Annotated in this window: 15 protein-coding genes; 9 read left to right on the forward strand and 6 right to left on the reverse strand. The window is 42.4% G+C overall.

Annotated elements, in window-relative coordinates; genetic code table 11:
* Positions 1–16 precede the first annotated feature (16 nt).
* Positions 17–1,204, forward strand: a complete 1,188-nt coding sequence (locus tag AC6JA8_RS08760) for an outer membrane beta-barrel protein (RefSeq protein WP_497976720.1) — start codon at positions 17–19, stop codon at positions 1,202–1,204.
* Positions 1,205–1,214: 10 nt separating this feature from the next.
* Positions 1,215–1,772 (forward strand): GNAT family N-acetyltransferase, encoded by a 558-nt coding sequence (locus AC6JA8_RS08765; RefSeq protein ID WP_497976721.1) that lies wholly within the window; start codon positions 1,215–1,217, stop codon positions 1,770–1,772.
* 3 nt (positions 1,773–1,775) lie between these two features.
* Here AC6JA8_RS08765 and AC6JA8_RS08770 read toward each other — a convergent pair whose 3' ends face one another.
* The 5 genes from AC6JA8_RS08770 to AC6JA8_RS08790 form a co-directional block, all read right to left on the reverse strand.
* Positions 1,776–3,221 (reverse strand): glycerol-3-phosphate dehydrogenase/oxidase, encoded by a 1,446-nt coding sequence (locus tag AC6JA8_RS08770; protein WP_497976722.1) that lies wholly within the window; start codon positions 3,219–3,221, stop codon positions 1,776–1,778.
* Positions 3,218–4,609: a hypothetical protein gene (locus AC6JA8_RS08775; RefSeq protein WP_497976723.1), complete on the reverse strand. Its 1,392-nt coding sequence runs from the start codon at positions 4,607–4,609 to the stop codon at positions 3,218–3,220. The genes AC6JA8_RS08770 and AC6JA8_RS08775 overlap by 4 nt, the downstream gene beginning before the upstream one ends.
* 11 nt (positions 4,610–4,620) lie before the next feature.
* Positions 4,621–7,176: a preprotein translocase subunit SecA gene (secA, locus tag AC6JA8_RS08780; protein WP_497976724.1), complete on the reverse strand. Its 2,556-nt coding sequence runs from the start codon at positions 7,174–7,176 to the stop codon at positions 4,621–4,623.
* Positions 7,177–7,223: 47 nt separating this feature from the next.
* Positions 7,224–8,324, reverse strand: coding sequence for a peptidoglycan DD-metalloendopeptidase family protein (locus tag AC6JA8_RS08785; RefSeq protein ID WP_497976725.1), 1,101 nt, complete (start codon positions 8,322–8,324; stop codon positions 7,224–7,226).
* A 133-nt stretch (positions 8,325–8,457) separates the two neighbouring features.
* Positions 8,458–9,201: a Stp1/IreP family PP2C-type Ser/Thr phosphatase gene (locus AC6JA8_RS08790; protein WP_497976726.1), complete on the reverse strand. Its 744-nt coding sequence runs from the start codon at positions 9,199–9,201 to the stop codon at positions 8,458–8,460.
* A 177-nt stretch (positions 9,202–9,378) separates the two neighbouring features.
* On the opposite strand from AC6JA8_RS08790, the gene AC6JA8_RS08795 reads away from it, so the two are divergent.
* From AC6JA8_RS08795 to AC6JA8_RS08810, 4 genes are all read left to right on the forward strand, one after another.
* Complete coding sequence (locus tag AC6JA8_RS08795) at positions 9,379–11,436, forward strand: PrkA family serine protein kinase (RefSeq protein ID WP_102243462.1); 2,058 nt, start codon at positions 9,379–9,381, stop codon at positions 11,434–11,436.
* Positions 11,437–11,460: 24 nt separating this feature from the next.
* Positions 11,461–12,576, forward strand: coding sequence for a DUF444 family protein (locus tag AC6JA8_RS08800; RefSeq protein WP_102243463.1), 1,116 nt, complete (start codon positions 11,461–11,463; stop codon positions 12,574–12,576).
* Between the two features lie 12 nt (positions 12,577–12,588).
* Positions 12,589–14,085, forward strand: coding sequence for a SpoVR family protein (locus AC6JA8_RS08805; RefSeq protein WP_497976727.1), 1,497 nt, complete (start codon positions 12,589–12,591; stop codon positions 14,083–14,085).
* A 97-nt stretch (positions 14,086–14,182) separates the two neighbouring features.
* Positions 14,183–16,036: a FecR domain-containing protein gene (locus AC6JA8_RS08810; RefSeq protein ID WP_497976728.1), complete on the forward strand. Its 1,854-nt coding sequence runs from the start codon at positions 14,183–14,185 to the stop codon at positions 16,034–16,036.
* Between the two features lies 1 nt (position 16,037).
* Here AC6JA8_RS08810 and AC6JA8_RS08815 read toward each other — a convergent pair whose 3' ends face one another.
* The gene (locus AC6JA8_RS08815) at positions 16,038–17,447 is read right to left on the reverse strand and encodes a hypothetical protein (RefSeq protein WP_497976729.1); all 1,410 of its coding nucleotides are present in this window, start codon (positions 17,445–17,447) and stop codon (positions 16,038–16,040) included.
* A 41-nt stretch (positions 17,448–17,488) separates the two neighbouring features.
* Between AC6JA8_RS08815 and AC6JA8_RS08820 the strand changes: the two genes are divergently transcribed.
* From AC6JA8_RS08820 to rpsO, 3 genes are all read left to right on the forward strand, one after another.
* The gene (locus AC6JA8_RS08820) at positions 17,489–19,165 is read left to right on the forward strand and encodes a hypothetical protein (RefSeq protein ID WP_497976730.1); all 1,677 of its coding nucleotides are present in this window, start codon (positions 17,489–17,491) and stop codon (positions 19,163–19,165) included.
* A gap of 42 nt (positions 19,166–19,207) precedes the next feature.
* Positions 19,208–20,176 carry an RNA polymerase factor sigma-32 gene (locus AC6JA8_RS08825; protein WP_497976731.1) on the forward strand — a complete coding sequence of 323 codons (969 nt, stop codon included), beginning with the start codon at positions 19,208–19,210 and terminating at the stop codon, positions 20,174–20,176.
* Positions 20,177–20,254: 78 nt separating this feature from the next.
* Entirely contained in the window at positions 20,255–20,533 is a 279-nt protein-coding gene (rpsO, locus tag AC6JA8_RS08830; RefSeq protein ID WP_185902995.1) for a 30S ribosomal protein S15, read from the forward strand.
* The last annotated feature ends 161 nt before the right edge of the window (positions 20,534–20,694 follow it).

Genomic DNA, 20,694 nt, shown 5'->3' on the forward strand with positions numbered 1-20,694 from the left:
ATGAGGATTTAGAGGCATGAGAAGATCATTATATTTTGTTTTGCCTGCCGTTTTCGCTTTTAATGTGACTAACGTCAGCGCTTTAGAAATCGATGAAAAATTAACTCTTCGTTTTTTGAAAGTTTCATCAAGTAAAAAAACAGTACTCGTTAACCGCGGTGGTGAAGACGGTTTAGTGGTCGGAGATCACGCCAAGTTTTTTATCACAGCAGGTGTTGTGGCCCGTGGAGTGGCCGAAAAAGTATCTCCTTCAAGATCGGTCTGGTCGCTTTATCGCATTGTTGATCCAAATGAAATTACGCAGGATAAAGTGCTTAACTTAAAGATCGCGACTCCGGTAAAAATCACAGATGACCCAAGTAAAAGTCTAAAAGAAGAGCCAATCCCAGGTGGGACTGAAACGATGAATGTTGAAGACAATTCAGCAGACGGCGCTGGAAGTGATGAAATCGTAGTAAGCGATGCTGATAAAGACGAACTAAAAGGTCTGGGACTGGAAGAAGATATGTCAGTAGGCACGACAAAGTCGGTGCCTTCCAAGACGGTAAGCAGCTCTAAAAAAACAAAATCGGCCCCAGTGATTGAAGAATCAGCTCCTGTCTACTCGTCAAATACGTCGAAGACTTGGGAGGCCTGGGGAACTTTATACGTGAACTCTTTGTCTGGAACAGTTGAAAGTGATACGACGACATCATCTTCTACTGCGGCCTCTGGATCAACAATTGATTTTTCCGCCGGAATTGAAAAATATTTCTTAACTTCATCAAGCTTTTTTAAAGAGTTTTCTCTTTCACTTTTTGCACACAAGAGAACAATTGAGACTGGTGACGATGTTAAATCGACGAGTGATTGGTTTGAATATGGAGTAGGAGCGAATTACCATTTTTATAACTCAGCAGCTTCAGTTAACAAGCTCATCGGTTACGGGGCCTTAACGGCAGGGAAAGGAAGCGCTTCAGTTAAGTCGGTATCGACAACTGGAGGAGTGGCGACTGAAAACACAACTGATGGGACAAATACATTTTTCTCAGTTGGCGTAGGTGCAAAATACATCCTCAATAATGGTTTTGGTGTAAGAGCAATCCTGGATTATTACCATTCATCAGAAGAGTTTGAATTTGATGACGGAGCTGGCGGAACTTTTGTTTCAACAAGAACCCTGGCCGGTCCTCGTGTTCAGTTTGGTCTTTCTTACCGTTTTTAAAATTTAAAAAATGGATAAAATAAAAAAAGACGATATCAGTGTCAGGCGTTTTCTTTTTGAAGACATCACTCCTCTTGTCGATTATTGGACAAAGAGTAGTGCTGAGTATTGGAGAGAAAGAGGGCTTGATAAATCCAAACTCTCATCTGAAAAAGAATTCACTGAATATTATGAAAATTCATTTAAGACTTCAGGCGGAGTCAGAACAATCGCGGTGATTCTCTTTAGAGGAAAGCCTATCGGAGTGCATACGCTGACTGATTTTATTGAAAATGAATCGGCCATTTTTCATGCTCATATCTGGAGTGATGAGTACCGCAAGAAAGGAATAGGGTTTTATTCTTATCCTGCTGCCATCGAGTTTTTTATGGATACTTTATCACTTAAAAAAGTGATTTTTAAAACGCCGCTCATCAATGCTGGGGCCAATAAAGTTAAAGAAAAGCTAGGGATACCTTGTCTGGGAGAAACCGTGTTCGAATCTCCCGTTTTAATTGGGCCTTTGGAGGCCAATCTTTATGAGGTTGACCGCGAATTGCTTCAGAAGATCAAACAAAGAATCGCTTAGTGATTATTTAAAACTCGCAATATCTTCCTTTGTGACTTTGATAAATTTTTCGATAACAGAAAGATGCTTAAGGAAGTACTGATCGAAATCTTCTTTCGTTTTTTCTTTCCAGATCGCGCGGCTTAAAACCGAGAGCCTTCTGACCACTAAATCTTCAAACGTCTTTGGCATTTCTTTTTCACAAATATGAATCAGCTCAGCTTCACTTGGTAAATGCCACTCGAAAGGGCCAACCACAGAAGGGCTGCGCAGAGGTGATTCTGTTTTATCTTGATTGTAGCTTAGCTGAAAACGATGACAGATTTTCTGGGTGATTTCTCTGCCCATGACTCTGAAGGTTGTGTATTTTCCCCCGGCGATTACATAAGTGTCGCTGGCCGGTTGAAAAACTTTATGCTCTCGCGATGTTTTTCCGCGGTCTCCACCTGTGTTTTCTTCTTTGACCAGAGGTCTAATTCCTGCAAAACTCCCAATAATTTTATCTTTTGTTAGGCTTGACTGAGGAAAGTACAGGTTTAAATTTTTAAGCAGGTATTGGATTTCTTCTTCCGTAGGTTTGACATGGAAGAGGTCATCTTTGTTAGGCACTTCTGTTGTCCCCACCAGAACTTTTTCACCATGAGGGATAACAAAAATAACACGGTCTCCGTACTCATCCTGAGGAGTCATTACAATCGGATGGGCGATAGGAAGATCTGCACTCTTTACCCAGATGTGCGAACCTTTTGAAGGAAGAAGCACATCTTGCCAGTGATAAAAGCTATACTGTTTTAAAAATGAATCAGTAAAAGGACCTAAGGCATAGACCACCTGATCAGCGATGATGTTTTTTTCTTCGCCGGTGATCTGGTTTTTGAGCGTGAGTGTATTTTTGTTGTTAATTTTTCTGACGTTGGTGACTTTTGTATGGTTTATGGCAAAGGCATGGGGTTCATTGAGCGCATCGTAAATCACTTCCAGCGTGATTTTAGCGTCGTCCATGATTCCATCATAATAAACGCCCGCACCTGAGAGTCCGTCAGGGTTAAGCCCTTTAATATCTCTGGCACACTCATCTTTATTTTTCATACTAAAAGGTGAGTTTTTAAAGCTAGAAAGAAAATCATAAAGGAAAAGCCCGATTCTGATCATCCATAAAGGACGTTTTGAGTCTTTGTAGACCGGCATATAAAAAGGGACTTCGCGAGTGAGGTGAGGAGTGAGTTTGAGCCATAAATTTTTTTCATGAAGGGCCTCAAACACCAGCGGGAAATCCATGTTTTCAAGGTAGCGGATTCCACCGTGAAGCATCTTTGAGCTGCGCTCACTTGTCTGAGATGAAAAGTCTCCGGCCTCAACTAAAAGCGTTTCTACGCCATTTAAAACCAGGTCGCGGAAAATGCCCGCGCCAACAATCCCACCGCCTACGATGACGGTTTTATAAGAATCTTTTACTGGCGTTGTTTTCAAGTGGTCTCCGGGCCTATGATGGCAAGAGTGGCACTGCAAGTGATCTGGTACGCATTCACTCTTCCATGTGAGCGTTCAAATTGCAGCGGTGATAGTTGAAAATTGAGTCCCAAAAGAGCGTTTGCGTGTTGAGCATAGGCCTTTTGTTTTAACTGCATCGTCAGGTCTTCGTAGAGAAGTGCAAATGAGTTTTGGTAGTCTTTAAATGCTTTCTCAGACGTTAGTTCTGGATTCTCCAGGTCTTCCATATTGAGAATTTCACCTGCATCGCGCTGGGTTTTTTGCACGTATTGAAGTCTTTCCAGTTCGGCCTCTTCAACAATGGTAAAGGTCGTTTGTACGCCGATGTAATTTTCCACCACGTATCCTGGAACTTGTGAGCTGGTGGTGACGACGATATCTTTAATGCTCGTATCGATGTCTGAGAGTTTTAAACTCTCGGCACGGTTTTGTTTTAGGTTGTCTTTTTTTAGTAGTCCGCGTGGATTGCTCTCGCCTGATTTTGAAGGATGCACTTCATCTGAGAGACCAACTTCCAGGTCTAAATCGAAGCGGCGCAGTTTATGGGCCAGGACAATGGCCGTGTACTCGCTGATCTGAGGAATGATAAGTGAGCCCAGTTCAAGTGAGCGTTCAGTGTCTTTTTCGTTTTGAGCATTGACCACGCCGAACTCTTTTAAAAGTTCCAGGATGTCGTCAGCTTCTTCTTTGTATTTAATATGACGGGCGATAATGCTGTAGGGAGGATTTCCTCCACCGACAGAGGCCTTGCCGTATGAAAAATTTTGAGCAAAGGTTTTAACATCTTCAAATTTTTCTGAAGTGTTGGTGTAGGCGCTTTCGTCGCGGAAAGTTTCTTCCTGAAGAGTTTCGGTTTCCATTGGAGCGAAGTCTTCTTCAGCAGCTGTTGTTTCTTCTTCACCAAAAGCTAACTCTTCCGATGGAGCGAAATCTTCGGAAACTTCTGATTCTGAGTCAAAAGGTGAGTCATCATCAAGATTGATGTCAAAAGATCCTTCCTGCTGCTCATGCAGTTCACTAGATAATTCTGTTGATAGTTCTTCTGATTCACCAAAAGGATTGTCCTCTGTGGCACCAAAAACATTTTCTTCTTGCGAGTCAGCTTCCATCTCAGAGACTTCAAAACTCATCTCTTCAGAGGCATTAGATCCAGAATCAAAGGGAACTTCAGGTGGAACATCGGGAGAAAGGTCATCATCCAGGGCATCAAGACTGATGCCCGTAGAAGATGAATCATTGTTGTCGAAAGAGTTAGAGTGAAAGTTGTCGAACCTAGAGTCGAGATCAGAATCTTCCTGGTGTAAAAACTCAGAAAGATCCTCGATTCTCGTTAAGTCTTTATTTTCGTCATCTTTCTTTTTTGTCATTTAAGACCTTGTTAAGCTTCTGTCCCGTGACATTGCTTGTATTTTTTCCCTGATCCACATGGACAAGGATCGTTTCTACCCACTTTAGGGTTTGATCTTCTGATCAGTTTTGCTTCTTCTTTTACAGTTTCAGCTTCTAAGGCGCGTCTGTGGGCCTCAAGTTGAGCCTCCAGTTCTTCCTGGTGTCTCTTTTGAAGCTCTTCAATCTCTGCCTTAGTATAAAGTCTAACAGTAAATAGGTTAGCTACAATAGATTTTTTAACCTGAACTTTCATTGCATCAAAAAGCATGAACGATTCTTTTTTGTATTCTGTCAGAGGGTCTTTCTGAGCGTAAGCGCGCAGGTTGATCCCTTCTTTTGCATGATCCATATTCAGAAGGTGATCTTTCCAGTGTTGATCAAACGCTGAAAGCAGGATTTCTCTTAGAGCATAAGTCACTTGCTCAGGCTCGTATTGAGAGAATTTCTTCTCCAGTACACTGTTGGCCGTTGCCCCGAAGTAGCGCTCAACTTCACCATCAAAGTTCTGGATACATTCTTGATAAGAGATCTCATGGTCAGTATTGAAAGTTGACTTAAACCCTTTCTTCATTTCTTCCCAGTCCCATGAATCAAGCGGAGCCTTCTTTTCCGGGCGGTAGTTGTCTAATAATTCAACGGCAACATCTTCAACCATCTCTTGAACGAAACCATTGTTGTCCTGGTCGTTTAAGATATCGCGGCGGATTTTGTAAATAATACGGCGTTGCTCGTTCATAACGTTATCGTATTCAAGAAGGTGCTTTCTGATATCGAAGTTATGGGCCTCAACTTTCTTTTGCGCCTTAGCGATCGCGTTTGAAATCATTTTGTGTTCGATCGGCTCGTCTTCTTTCATTCCCAGAGTGTTCATTAATCCTGAAATTTTATCAGAACCAAAGATTCTCATCAGGTCATCTTCAAGAGAAAGGAAGAACTTCGAGTTTCCTGGGTCACCTTGACGTCCCGAACGACCGCGAAGCTGGTTGTCGATACGACGAGATTCGTGTCTTTCAGTACCAAGGATGTAAAGACCCCCGGCCGCTTTTGTTTCCGGAGTCAGCTTAATATCGGTACCACGACCGGCCATGTTGGTAGCGATGGTAACCGCTCCAGGCTGACCTGCATTTTTAATAATTTCAGCTTCACGCTCGTGTTGTTTCGCGTTTAGAACTTCGTGAGGAATTCCTTCCTGGCGAAGGTAGTTTGAAATTAACTCAGATGTTTCAATCGCAATTGTACCAACCAGAACGGGCTGACCTTTAGCATGAAGAGTCTTAATTAAGTCCGCAACAGCTTTGTATTTTGCAGCTCTGTTTTTGTAGATGATATCTGCTTCATCAATACGTTTCATTGGAAGGTTCGTTGGGATAACGACAACATCCAGGTTGTAGATTTTCATAAACTCTTCAGCTTCTGTATCCGCAGTACCTGTCATACCAGAGAGCTTTTTATAAAGTTTGAAGTAGTTCTGGAAAGTGATCGAAGCAAGTGTCTGGTTTTCAGACTTGATCTTTACACCTTCTTTAGCTTCAACCGACTGGTGAAGACCATCAGACCAGCGAGAGCCTTCTTTTAGACGTCCTGTGAATTCATCAACGATGATGATCTGTCCGTCGCGGTTAACGTAGTCAACGTCCAGTTTGAAAAGCGCGTGAGCTTTTAGTGACTGGTTTAAATGGTGAAGTAGGTTAGAGTGCTCAATGTTGTAAAGGTTTTCAATTTTTAAAAGTTCCTGAACGCGGATAACCCCTTCTTCAGTGAACATTGCTGAGCGGGCCTTCTCATCCACAGTAAAGTGAACATCTTTTTTTAGTTTTGGGATAACGTCGTTGGCCACGTAGTAAAGTGAAGGGTCGCCTTCAGATGGACCAGAAATTAGAAGTGGAGTTCTTGCTTCATCGATTAGGATCGAGTCAACCTCATCCACGATACAGAAGTGGTGGTCTCTTTGAACGTATTCTTCAAGAGAAAATTTCATGTTGTCGCGAAGGTAGTCGAAAGCAAACTCGTTGTTTGTTCCGTAAGTGATATCGCATTTGTAAGCAACCTGGCGGTCTTCATCCGACATTTGTGAAAGGATGACACCTACACTTAGTCCTAGCCACTTGTATAGAACACCCATTTCTTCCGAGTCACGGCGGGCAAGGTAGTCGTTAACAGTTACGACGTGAGCGCCTTTTCCTTCAAGGGCCACAAGATACAGAGGAGCGGTTGCTGTAAGAGTTTTACCTTCTCCGGTCTTCATTTCCGAAATAGCGCCGTTAAATAGAGCGATACCACCCATTAACTGCACATCAAAATGTCTCATTCCAAGGACGCGTTTAGATGCTTCTCTGATTGTTGCAAACGCTTCAGGAAGGATGTCGGCCGTGGTTTTTCCTGACTCAAGCATTGCTCTTAGTTTTGGCGTTTGAGCTTTTAGTTCTTCGTCAGATAGTTGTTGCATTTTTGGTTCAAGTGAATTGATCACTTCAACAATTGGTTTAAGTTTTTTTAGATCTCGGTCGTATTTTGTCCCGAAAATCATTTGCAATGGATTGAACATAAAAAAGGTCTCCTGAGATACAATATAAAAATAAATTTTAAGTGTTGTTAGTTAAGCGTGTAGTAAAGTGGGTCAACGGGTGTGCCGTTGACACGAACCTCGTAGTGGACGTGCGGTCCTGTCGAATACCCTGTGTTTCCGACGGTAGCAATTCGATCGCCACGAACAACTTTCTGACCTTTTTTAACTGTAAGAGTAGAAGCGTGACCGTAAATAGTTTCGACCCCGTATCCGTGGTCGATCTGGACAAAGTTCCCAAATCCCGGTTTCGCTCCAGAGTATGTCACGACACCGTCTGCAGGAGCAATAATGGCCGTGCCGCTTGGGGCCCCGACATCAATTCCTTCATGCATTTTGATTCTTCCGGCGTACGGAGACATTCTTGGACCATAACTTGATGTGAGATGTCCTGCTGCCGGCAGTAGTGTCGGCGTTGAGCGCAGGAATGATTCTTTATCCAGTAAGTGCTGATCGAGTTGATGAACGCGCACTTCAATTTCTTTTAAGTAAGAGACGACCACTTCATACTTGTAGTCGAATTCCGCATAAAGCGGGGCCATTGTTAAACTCTGGCGAGTCAGGAATGACCATTCTTTTGAATAAGAAAAATCGTTGTTCTGTACATAAGCGGTAGCGATTTTTTCTTCGTAAGACTTTTTTGTTTCCTGGTATTTTTTATCGTCTTCAAACTGCTCAAGCTTTTGCGCCGTTTTAGTCGGCTGTTGTTTGAAGATTCTGATCATTGAGCCCGGAGAGTAATCGCGGTCTGGTTCGCCTAAAACGTTTGAGCCGTTAGGACGTCCAGCACTTCCGCTGTCCACCGTTGTCGCTTGAATCGCTTCAAGGCCGGTAATGGCGCGAAGTTTTCTTTCAAAAACGTTAATGCGCTCAAGATCTTCAGTGATCGAGTTAAGCTTCATCTGAAAAAGTTGAACTTGTTCTTTGAGCTGGCGGTTTTCAACCAGTAGATGTTTGTTTTCGTAAACCTGACTTAGAACGTTCCAGTAGTCATAAGTTAAGATTCCTAAAAGAACCGTGAACGTAATAAAAAGAAACACGATACTTTTAAAAACAAGGCGTGGAATTTTGATCGAACGGACGTCTTTATTTTTTTCCGGAATGATCATTAAAGTGTAATAGCGATCCAATGGGAACTCCAAATGTTTTCACTAGCAGAAAATGTACTTATAAATTGTAAATTTAGAGGGGGAGGAATGCAATGAAAATATGGTAGAGCGAACTCTTAAATTAACAAGTAAAAATGCTTCGCATTTTTTCGCTCTACTGCGCTATGATCAGAATTGCCGTGATATTGTCCTGGCCCCCATTTTCGTTGGCCTGAGCAATAAGACTCTTTACCACTTGCTCACAAGTCGCTTCCGTAGCCGTTGCCGGGTCGGGAATATGCTTGTTGATGATGTAGAGAATATCTTCGTCACTTACTTTCCCATGTAGTCCATCTGAGCAGCAAAGAAAGATATCGTTTTTGACAACTTTGTAGATGAAGACATCAACATCGACATCGTCCTCAAACCCTACGGTGCGCACGAGGACATTTTTTTGAGGATCAAGGGCCGCTTGTTCACGGTTATAGACGCCGTAATTAAGCTTTTCCTGCACGAGAGAATGATCGCGTGTAAGTTGGAAAATTTTTTTATTATTAACTAGATAGGCACGTGAATCGCCTACGTTTCCAATGTAAATATTTTGCCCACGGAAGTAAAAGCTAACAATCGTTGTCCCCATCCCAACAAGTTCTGGATGAGTTTCTCCGAAATTCTTAATGGCCCTGTTTGATTCTTTAATTGAACCAGTAAGTAGGGGCGTAGGTTCCATAGAAAGATTTTTAATCAAGTATTCAGGAAGCGCTTTAACTGCCATCTGCGAAGCGATGTCACCACCGTTATGGCCACCCATACCGTCAGCTACTACAAAGAGTTTGTTCTCAAGGCTTAAGAAGTAAGCATCTTGGTTACTCTTGCGTTTGCGCCCAATGTCTGTTGCACCTGCAGCTATTAAACCCATTTGTTCGCAAATTCCTAAAAAACGTTGTTTCTATTTATCTATTGTCAGGAAGCCCGGAATTTTTGTCAATTTCATTTTTACACACTGGAGTTTTTTGCTCGGGTTTATATATTTAGGTAAATTTTTGAATCTATGCCATAATTATAAGTGGAAATCGTTAAAAAGATGGGAGGCCTAATGTCGAAATTAGATATCAATAGATTCATGGATGAGAATTATAAAGTATCAGACTTTTCTCATTTGCACTGGTCAGGAACGTTTCAACAGTACCTGGATTTAGTTACTGAAAATCCAAAAATCACGAGAAATGCATTCCAACGTGTTCACGATATGATTATGTCATACGGATCTACTACATATACAGAATACAAAAAAGAAGTTGTTCGTTACCACTTCTTTGATGATCCAATCCAAAACGGAAAAGATGCGGTATTTGGTATCGACGTTCACTTGATGAAACTGGTGAACTTCTTTAAATCTGCAGCTGCAGGATACGGAACTGAAAAACGCGTTCTTCTTCTGCACGGGCCGGTAGGATCGGCAAAATCATCGATTTCAAGAATGATCAAAAAAGGAATTGAGCACTACGCGCGCACTGATGCCGGAGCTCTTTTTACTTTTGAATGGTTTGATGAAACTGAATCAGACATCCTTGGTGGAGCGAAAATTTTCCCTTCTCCAATGCACGAAGAGCCGCTTAAGCTTCTTCCGGTTGAAGTAAGAAAGCAATTCCTTGAAGAAATCAACAAAGGAAGAAAAGACGGACATAAGATCAATATCAAAGGTGAAGTGTGTCCAGCTGACCGCTACATTCTTGGTGAGTACCTAAAAAAATACAACGGTGACTGGAAAAAAGTTCTCAACCACGTTCGCGTGAAGAGACTACTTCTTTCTGAAAAAGACCGTATTGGTATTGGTACATTCCAGCCAAAAGATGAGAAGAACCAGGATTCAACAGAATTAACTGGGGATATCAACTACAGAAAAATCGCTCAGTACGGATCGGATTCAGATCCACGTGCGTTTAACTTCGACGGAGAATTCAACATCGCTAACCGCGGTATCGTTGAATTTATCGAGATGTTAAAACTTGACGTAGCTTTCTTGTACGACCTTCTTGGAGCGTCTCAAGAGCAGTCAATTAAACCTAAAAAATTCTCTCAGACTGATATCGATGAAGTTATTCTTGGCCACACTAACGAGCCGGAATTCAGAAAACTTCAGTCTAACGAATTCATGGAAGCCCTAAGAGACAGAACGGTAAAAATCGACGTTCCATACATCACGCGTCTGGATCAGGAAGTAAAAATCTATCAAAAAGATTTCAATGCTGAAAGAATCCCTCACGTGCACATCGCTCCTCACACAATTGAGATGGCAGCGACATGGTCGATTCTAACTCGTCTTGAAGAGCCGAAAAAATCTGACCTGACTAAGCTTCAAAAGCTTAAACTTTATAACGGAAAAACACTTCCGGGATACAACGAAGACAACGTAAAAGAGCTTAGAAAAGAAGCTATCCGCGAAGGTCTTGAAGGGATTTCTCCTCGTTATATCCAGGATAAACTTTCAAACTCTCTGGTTAAAAACGGCCACGTAGGATGTCTAAACCCATTCATGGTTTTCAACGAACTAGAATCAGGGCTTAAGCACCACGGTTTGATCAACTCACCTGAGCAGCTTGATCACTATAGAGAAATGCTGGCGATCGCTCGTCAGGAGTATGAAGATACAGTTAAAAACGACGTGCAGAAAGCGATCTCAGTTGATGAGTCAGCGATCCAGACACTTTGTGCGAACTATATCGACAACGTGAAAGCTTATACACAGAAAGAAAAGATCAGAAATAAATACTCTAATAAGTTAGAAGACGCTGATGAAAGATTCATGAGATCGATTGAAGAAAAAATCGATATTCCTGAGTCGAGAAAAGACGACTTTAGAAGAGAAATCATGAACTACATCGGAGCTCTTGCGATCGAAGGTAAAGTTTTTGATTACAAAATGAATGAGCGTCTGCACAGAGCGCTTGAACTGAAACTTTTTGAAGACCAAAAAGATTCAATCAAGCTTACAACTATCATCTCTAAAGTTGTGGATAAAGAAACACAAGAGAAGATTGATGTTGTGAAGTCTCGCCTTATCAAAAACCATGGCTACTGTGAAATCTGTGCGACAGACGCACTGAACTTCGTAGCATCGATTTTTGCTAAAGGTGACTCTGCTAAGTCATAAGACTAACTTTTAAAAGGGTTTTAGATGGATCATCCAATTAAAAGAGACCATGCACGCTTTCGTAAGATTGTTAAAGGAAGAATCCGCGACAATCTTAGAAAGTATGTATCTAAAGGCGAAATGCCAAGTCCGAAGGGCGACGGGACTTTTAAAATCCCGATGCCCTCGATCGATACACCTCGCTTTAAATTCGGCGACAGAAACCAGGGCGGAATGGGCCAGGGTGAAGGTCAATCGGGAGACCCGGTTGATGGACAAGAAGGCGATCAACCAGGACAAGGACAGGAAGTCGGCAACCAGGCCGGAAACAAGGAACTAGAAGTCGATCTTTCTCTAGAAGAGCTGGCTTCAATTCTTGGTGATGAGCTGGCACTTCCACGCATTGAACCCAAAGGAAAGAAGGCCATGCCTTCGGTGACGAACAAGTACACGTCTATCGGGATGACTGGTCCAAATTCATTAAAACATTTTAAACGCACTTATAAAGAAGCGATGAAGCGCCAGATTGCGACGGGGACTTACGATTTTAATGACCCGCGAGTGATCCCGCATAAGCGCGACTTCCGTTACCGTGCCAGTGACGCAAAAGTTGAGTTTGAAAACTCAGCTGTTGTTATCTACATGATGGACGTTTCGGGATCGATGGGTGATGAGCAGAAAGAGATTGTCCGCACGGAGTCTTTCTGGATCAACCTATGGCTTAAGTCTCAGTATAAAGACATTGAAGTCAGATACATCATCCACGATGCCACAGCAAAAGAAGTGGATGAAGAAACATTTTTTAAGACCCGTGAATCGGGAGGGACACTGATTTCCAGTGCGCTTAAACTATGTAGAGAAATTATTGAAAAAGACTACGACCCATCTGAGTGGAACATTTACCCGTTTCATTTTTCTGATGGTGATAACTGGTCAGCAGACGACACAAAGTTGTGTTTAGAAATCCTGGATCAGGACCTTCTTCCAGCTTCAAACGTTTTTTGCTACGGACAAGTTGAAAGCCGTTATGGTTCAGGACAGTTCTATAAAGACCTTGCCGGCCGTTACGGCGAAGACGACGAGAAAGTGATCCTTTCAAAAATTAAAAATAAGGACGCTATTCTTGATTCAATCAAAGATTTCCTAGGAAAGGGAAAATAAAGAGGAAGACAGATGTCGAGAACCAAACCACTTGATGGAGAGTTACTAAGAATCAGAGATGAAATCCATGGTTATGCCAAGGAGTTCGGGCTGGATTTTTACGAAGTTCGCTTTGAAGTTTGCGACTATGACACTATTAACATTCTGGCCGCTCAAGGTGGATTTCCTTCTCGTTATCCGCACTGGCGTTTCGGGATGGACTACGATCAACTTTCTAAAGGCTACGCTTACGGATTACAAAAAATTTACGAGATGGTTATTAACACCAATCCTTGTTATGCCTACCTGTTAAATGCCAACCACCTGGTCGATCAAAAAATCGTTATGGCCCACGTTTACGGGCACGCTGATTTCTTTAAGAACAATGCCTGGTTTGCCAACACAGATAGAAATATGCTTGCCGTTATGGCCAACCACGGGACAAAAATCCGTCGTTATATGGAACGTTACGGGCAAAATAGAGTCGAAGAATTCATCGACCGCGTAAACTCAATTGAAAATTTAATTGATGTCGGAATGCTTTTTGAAACACCAGAAAGCAGAAGGCAAAGTGAAGAGCGCATGAAAGTAGCCCGCGAAGAGATCGCGAACCTTTCTGATGACCGCTCAAATGCGCTTAAGTCATTTATGCGTTCTAAAGATAGAAAAGAAGGATCTGCTCCTCAACAAGTGATTGAGGAATCGGCCGATCTGCGCGAGAAAAAAATTAATTACCCTCGCGATATTATGCATTACCTCCTGGAAAATGCTCCCTTAGAAGAGTGGGAAGCAGATATTCTGGGGATCCTAAGAGATGAAGCTTACTATTACCTTCCTCAGCGTTTAACAAAAATTATGAACGAAGGATGGGCAAGTTACTGGCACTCACACATCATGACAACCAGAGCGCTTAAGGCCTCTGAGATCATCGATTACGCCGATCACCACGCAGGTGTTATGGCAATGAGCAGACAGAACATCAACCCGTATAAAATCGGAATTGAGCTTTATAGAGACATCGAATACCGCTGGAATACAGGACGCTTCGGAAAAGAATACAACGAGTGCGAAGATATGCACGTCAAAGCAAACTGGGATAAAAAACTAGGCCTGGGCCGCCAGAAAATCTTTGAAGTGAGAAAAACTCATAATGACGTAAGCTTTATCGATGAGTTTTTCACTCCTGAGTTCTGTGAGCGCCAACAGCTCTTTACTTATAAATTCAATCCACGCACGGGCCGCAATGAAATTGAGACCCGCGATTTCATGGATATCAAAAATAAGCTTCTTTCATCTCTTTCAAACTTCGGTTCGCCGGTGATTGAAATTGAAAGCGGAAACTATCAAAATAGAGGAGAGCTACTCCTTCGTCACGTTCACCGTGGCGTAGACCTGGATTTTGGTTATGCTTCTGATACGCTTAAAAACCTTTATGCTCTTTGGAAGAGACCGGTGAATATCACCAGCCGTCAGGAAGAGCAGAACATCACATTGAGTTTTGACGGGAAAGAATTCAAGCAGACAAAGTAAGGTTAACTCACTTTAGTTTTCCTGATCTTTCCTTGTACTCTTTATCAATTCGAGTAAAATAAATAAAAAAATATTAACTCGTTTTGCTTGAGAGTTTATGCGCACAATCCAATCGACAGGTTTATTGGTCACTCTTTTATTGTCTTCACCACTTTTTGCAGCAAAAACTCCGATTGCTTCTGTTGCAAAAATCCGCGGGAATGTAACGAAGCTTCTTCCTGGCGCTCTCGAGGCCACTGTCCTGGAAGCAGGTGATCAGCTTCCGGAAGATACATCGATTGTTACGGGCCCAAAAAGTTTCGTTAAAATCGTTTTCATTGATAAGTCAGAACTCAATATGGGGCCGGAGAGTAAAATCGTTATTTCCGAAATGAATCCTAATGAGCAAGTGGGGATCATCTCCCTTTTAAAAGGAAGAATCAGGACGGAAGTTGAGAAATCACAAAAGCCTAATTCGCAAAACCAGAATAAATTTTATATCAGAACCCGCACTGCTGCTCTCGGTGTGCGCGGGACGGATTTCCAGACAATTTACAACCCTGAAAACCGCATGACCTCGCTACTCACTTATAAAGGTGCCGTGGCCATGGCCAAGGTTGATGAGAGCACTCACCAGCGTTTTGAAACCAGCGAAACGAAAGTCGTAAGAGATGACGTGACAAAGGCGCCTGAGATTCAAAAAGTCCCGGGAAAAATGATTGATGAAAAAACAGAACTGAAAAAAGTTCTTGCTTCAAACGATGTGGTTATCGTTCCTCCGGGACAAAGTTCATTTTCTTCACAGGCCCTGAAAAAATCCTCTCTGCCTGTTAAGATTTCTCCCGTGCAGTTAAATGCTTTATACAAAAACACTGAGTTTAACGAAAAGAATCTGGTGAACTTAAAATCAGCAGAAATGGACAAAGCAGTTGAACCAGTAATTGCAGTTGCTCCTCAAGCTGCACCGGCCGATGGTCTTTATAACGCTAAAAACGGCGATTTCGCACCAAGGGCCGGAGGTTTTATTGATGAGGCCACAGGTCTTTATGTTGCTCCGGAAGCAGGCTCAACGTTTGATTCTAAAAACGGTGTTTATGTTTCAGAAAAAAGCGGAGAGATCGATGCCGATACTGGACAGTATGTGGCGCCAAAAGGACTTGTTCTTGATGCTCAAAAGGGATTTGTGGTTGAAAAAAATGCTGAAGTAAAACCAGAGCTTCTTGCTTTAAGAGAAGACCTCAACAAGTCTATTGCCCGCGATGTGGTAGTCGGTGATCTGGATGGGGAAGTGGTCATCGCCGCTAAAACTCTGCGCGAGAAATTTATCCGTGACCACGTGAGTTTGATGCTGGGAATGGGTGGAGAAAAAATCAAGGTTAATGATGGCCTCGACATGGATGCCGACAAACCTTATAAGTTTAATGTTGAATGGCAGATTGCTTCGACTAACCGATTTGCACCTCTTTTAGGCCTTTCATATGGAGCGACTGAGTTTGACGATCTTTCTAACCGTGGTTTCTCTCAGGATTCAAAAGCGCAGTTTGATATGACTGTTGGTCTGAAATACGCTTTAACTAACAGAATGGACCTGGTGTCTAAACTTGTTTTAGATCAATCGCTTTATGCGGTTCAAACCTCAGTGTCTCCCGATGTTTTTAATCTCAACCGCATCGTGGTCACTAAGATCAACTTAGGAGCGACGGCCGAGTTAATGCGCTCAAACCGCTTTTCACTCAATGCTGAATTTTTTGCGAATATGGGATTTAGAAAACGTTTTAACAATGCAGTTGTTTCAGAGATCAGCGGTTTTACATTTAAGTTAATGCCAGAGTATGCTTTGGATGAGAAGAGATCGCTGGCCTTTGGTTTTGTGATGGAAAACGAATCGGCCAAGGTCGGGACGGGGCTTATCACTAACGACATCAAACGCGAAAAACGCGGACTGGAATTAAAATATACAATGAATCTTTAAGTTATTGCGGTGAGATCTTGATGGTCTCACCATCAAGTTCTTCAATATCAGACTGGTCGATACTCTTTGCTTCAACCAACGGCTCAATTGTTTTCTTTTCTTTTAGTGAATCCAAAGAAAGTGTCTTATCTGTATAAGTGGCTTCATCCCTTTGAATCGTTTTCCCTAGATTCTCCCACTGGATATACTGCAGAGAAATCCAGCAGCTCATACCATCAAAAGACTTACACGATTTTTCTGCCGTCTCTTCGGCCTTTCTTTTTTCAGAGCCTACGATCAGGTTGACGTAACTGTCCATGATGTTGACTTCAAAAGGCGGCTCGTTTTTAAAGGCGATCTTTAAAAGAGTGAGCTCTCTCTGGGCCTCAACAAATCTTTTTTCTCTGATTAAAAAAGCAATTTTAAGCGCCTGCGAATTTCTTGGATCTAGACTCTTATTGGAAATATTGTTGAGCATTGAAAGACCATCGGCCCATTGGTTGAGCAGCCATGAAAGCGGGATCGCGCGCTCAAGCGAGTTTTGCGAGTCTTGCTTTTTTTGCAGGGCCAGGCGGAAGTGACCAAAAGCGAGTTCGTATTCTTTGTTGGCAAGATTGATATTCCCTTTGATGTTTTCGGCGTTGGCAGAGTCGATGTCATCGACGAAGGAGAGGGCCTTTTTCGGATCACCCGAGCGCAGATACATGAAGGCGATAATCTCGCGCAGTTTTTTAGACTGATATGAGCTCTCCGGTAAAAGAGAAATCAAGTTAAGCAGGTCTTTTTCTTTGTTGAGATACAGCCCGGTCTTAAGCCACAGCTTGGACATTTCATCGTCGCTGATGGTGTACTCGATATCAGTGAGCATGTTTTTTTTGAGCCCCTGAGTGTCGTTGGTTTTTAGTTTTATCATTGAATCCAGCCAGAACTGATCGTTCTTGGAGAATTTCATGGTGTAGAATTGGCAGGATTGTTTTTCGCGGTTAATGGCCGCAACATCGTTAACCGCCATGAAGTTAATCAGGCGCAGAAGACAGTTTTGAATAAAATAATTGTTGTTATTAACTTTGGGGTCATCGAGTTCTTTAATCGATTTATCAAAGCGTCCTTCGACAAAATAAATCATCGCCAGGTAGCGTTTTTTTATCGCCATGACCGCACTTTCTTTTTCGCTGATTCTTCCCAGGAAAAATTCGGCCAGCTTTAAATCACCGCTGATCATTTTAAATTTTGCTTTTTGTAAATTGTAGAGATCGACTTGTCTTTGGTTGTTGTCTTTAATCTGATTGGTTTCAGTCAAAGCATCAAGCGAGTATTCTTCGCCCTCAAGGATGATCTCTTTGAGTTCGTCTTCATTGGCCTGAGCATGTGCCTTCGTTGGAATAAAACCAACCGTGAGGCTCAGGAATAAAAGGACATATAATGCTTTCATGCTTAATTTTTCGGGTTTTATCCCGATAACTTTAAAAAACTATGAAAGTCTTAAACACAAAACTTGTTGCCGTTTTTCTCTTTGCCTTCTTGGTGCTTCTTCCAAGTGCTTTTGCTTTGGCGCCGGTGGAGAGTTTAGTGTTAGGGAATTTCTCTGATGATTATTCTGAAAATAAAAGTGATCCACTCAACTATGTCTACACCCGCGACCTGTCTCTAAAAAATGCCTCTGTTGAATTAAAGCGCGAGCTCGCTATTTACCGCGGTTTTTACGAAGAAGGAAAAAACACGTTGAACTACTGCCGTGGAGGCAGAGATATTCGTTATGCGACTGAATGGGAGAAAGTGCAGGTGAAGCGCTCTGTATTGGCGCTTATTCAGTATATCGGCCTGGACTTAACCACCAGAGCGCTTCCTAAGTACGCCAAGGCCCTGGAGTTCACCAGCGATGAATACAACAACATGGTAGAGGGTCTGGTTGGAAACTATTGCTCAACGAATCTCTCAATCATCAGTAAAAAAGAACTCCTGGCCAACTTTCGTTTGAAATTCGACAAGGATAATAATTTTAAACTTCCAAGTGTAGAAGGGAATCCTTATTTTCCTGATAATCTTTCAAGCTATCTTCCCGAGAAAAAAGCACTGGAGCAGGAGATGCTTTATACAGTAAAGCTCTTTCAGTCGCTTTGTTCGTGGAATGGAAATCCGACTAATCCTGGCCTGATGGTTCCCATCCTGAAAAACCCGGCATTGATGTCGTTTTTTGCCAGACAAATGTCCAATCAGGATATTGGCTGGAAAGAAATCGACAACTCGCTTTTTTTAAAAGAAAACAAAAACACTGCGCAAGTCTGGTGCGAAAACCTGATTTGCAGAAAAGTTTCCCGCGAAGAATTTTTAAATAAGTTCTATTACTCGGTGGGGGGAACAAACATTACTGATGATATCAAACGCCTTTACTGTGAAGAATTCAGAACGGTTGATTATAAACCAAAAGACAGCGACCCAAAACTTGCCAAGATGATGAACAGTATGACTTTTGAAGAAGAGAACTTCATCAATTCACAGTTTATTGCTTTAATCACTGGTGTTCCTGACTTCCTTCTTCGTGGAGAAAAGTTCAAATCAGGTGAAGACGTTTTCCGCTCGAGTGTCGATTATACCTGGAGCAAATGGGCCCGCGCTCAAAGTGAAACCAATACTCTCGATCTCTATTTCGAAGAGCCGCTTACTCTGGAGCTGATCGACCGCAACCAGTATTATGATTTCCGCTCGGGAAAACTGCGCGTGGCCTTTGATGTGAACCTGGGTGAATTTGACCGCATCAATCAGCGCGCCGGAAAATTAAAAGTGCAGTTTAAGATTTTTGTGCAAAAAAGTTTCCTTGAATACTACCGAACTGCGATGAAGAATACTGACTACCGTGATACTGCTGAAAAGGCGCGCCTCAAAAACCGTTTTAAAATGCAGGTGACTAAGGATGTTCAAGGTGCGCGTGAAAAATTTATCATCCCTCCGTGGAAGGGAGATCTTGAAGGGCTAATCGTCAATGAGTTAACCACTCAGATCCTCGATACACCTGAGAAGCTGCTTAATTTCACAGGCGCCGGCATGTACGAAGTAAACGTAGAAATCAACTATGGCCTCTTTGCATTAAAGTACCTTAATCACCAATTAAATGTGCAAAAGAGTCAAGAAAAACTCCCGAGTAAAAAGTAAAAGAAATGTGACAACAATGGCAGAAATGGTTTAAAATCCTTCATGGCCAAAAAAACAAGCACACCAAAAAATCAGGCATCTAAAAAAGGCGAAGACCACCTTCCGGTGATTCTTCCAAAGACATCTGATGCTTTGGTGGTTCAGAACATTCTCGAGCACAACCGCGCCAGCGATCTTCCGACAACGACTGACCCGCTTACAACTTACGTGCGTGAGATCAGCCGCTACAAACTTCTTTCAAATGAAGAAGAGGAAGCTCTGTTAAAAGAGCTTCAGGAAACCGGCGATATCGAAGTGGCCAAGAAGCTCGTGCTGGCCAACCTGAGACTCGTCGTAAAGATTGCCATCGAATACCGCTCGGCCTGGCAAAACGTCATGGATCTTATTCAGGAAGGAAACATTGGTCTGATGAAGGCCGTTTCAAAATACGATGCCAGTAAAGGGGCGAAGCTTTCTTATTACGCCAGCTGGTGGATCCGTTCATATATTTTAAAATTCATTCTCGATAATTTCCGCCTGGTAAAAATCGGGACGACTAACGAACAGAAAAAACTCTTCTTTAATCTGATGAAAGAAAAAGAGCGCTTGATTGGTTTGGGGTTTAATCCGGACAACAAGATGATCTCGGAGAGTTTAGGTGTTTCTGAAAAGGCCGTGGCCGTGATGGACCGTCGCCTGGGAAGTTCAGGAAACGAACTTTCTTTAGAGGCCAAAATTGATGAAAACGGCCCAAGCCTTGGGGAAGTCCTGGCCGACAAGGATGAGCTTGCTATCGATGATAAGCTGGCCGACCTTCAAGGGGTAGAGATCTTAAAAGAGCAGCTTCAAAACTTCTTAAGTGGTCTAAAAGAAAGAGATAGAGAGATTTTTGAGATGCGCCTCTTATCAGAGGTTCCTGCATCGCTTCAAAGTATCGCCGATCAATATGGTGTGTCGCGTGAGAGAATCCGCCAGATCGAAGAGCGCCTGATCGGAAATTTAAAAGTTTACATGTCTGAATTTATCCGCTAAAAGGTTAGAACTATTAAAAAACACCTTTATCTAGGTTTGGGGATTGGCCCCATGCTTGGGCATTGGCGAGGAGACATTATGATTACTGTAGCAGAATCAAAAAAAATCGTAGCTGAGTTCGGAAAAGAATTCGGTTCATCAGAAAAAGACTCAGGATGTACAGCTGTTCAAGTTGCGCTTATCACAACAAGAATCAACAACCTTGCACCTCACTTCGCAGCTAACAAGCACGACTACTCTGGAAACAGAGGTCTTTTAAAGCTAATTGGTCAAAGAAAGAGACTTCTTTCTTACCTAGCTAAGACTGATGACAAAAAATACCAAGCTCTAATTAAGAAACTTGGTCTAAGAAAGTAAAAAAACCAAAAAAGGGAACCTACGGGTTCCCTTTTTGTTTTATATCGTTAAACTATTACTAGAGAAAAGACTTCGAATTTTTGGGTGTAGGAATTTGAAGGATATTTGAAGTTAGTGTCTGTCTTAAACACCACTGCCTTGAAATATCTTTTAAAATCCCT

It is taken from the genome of Bacteriovorax sp. HI3 (genome assembly GCF_059738875.1).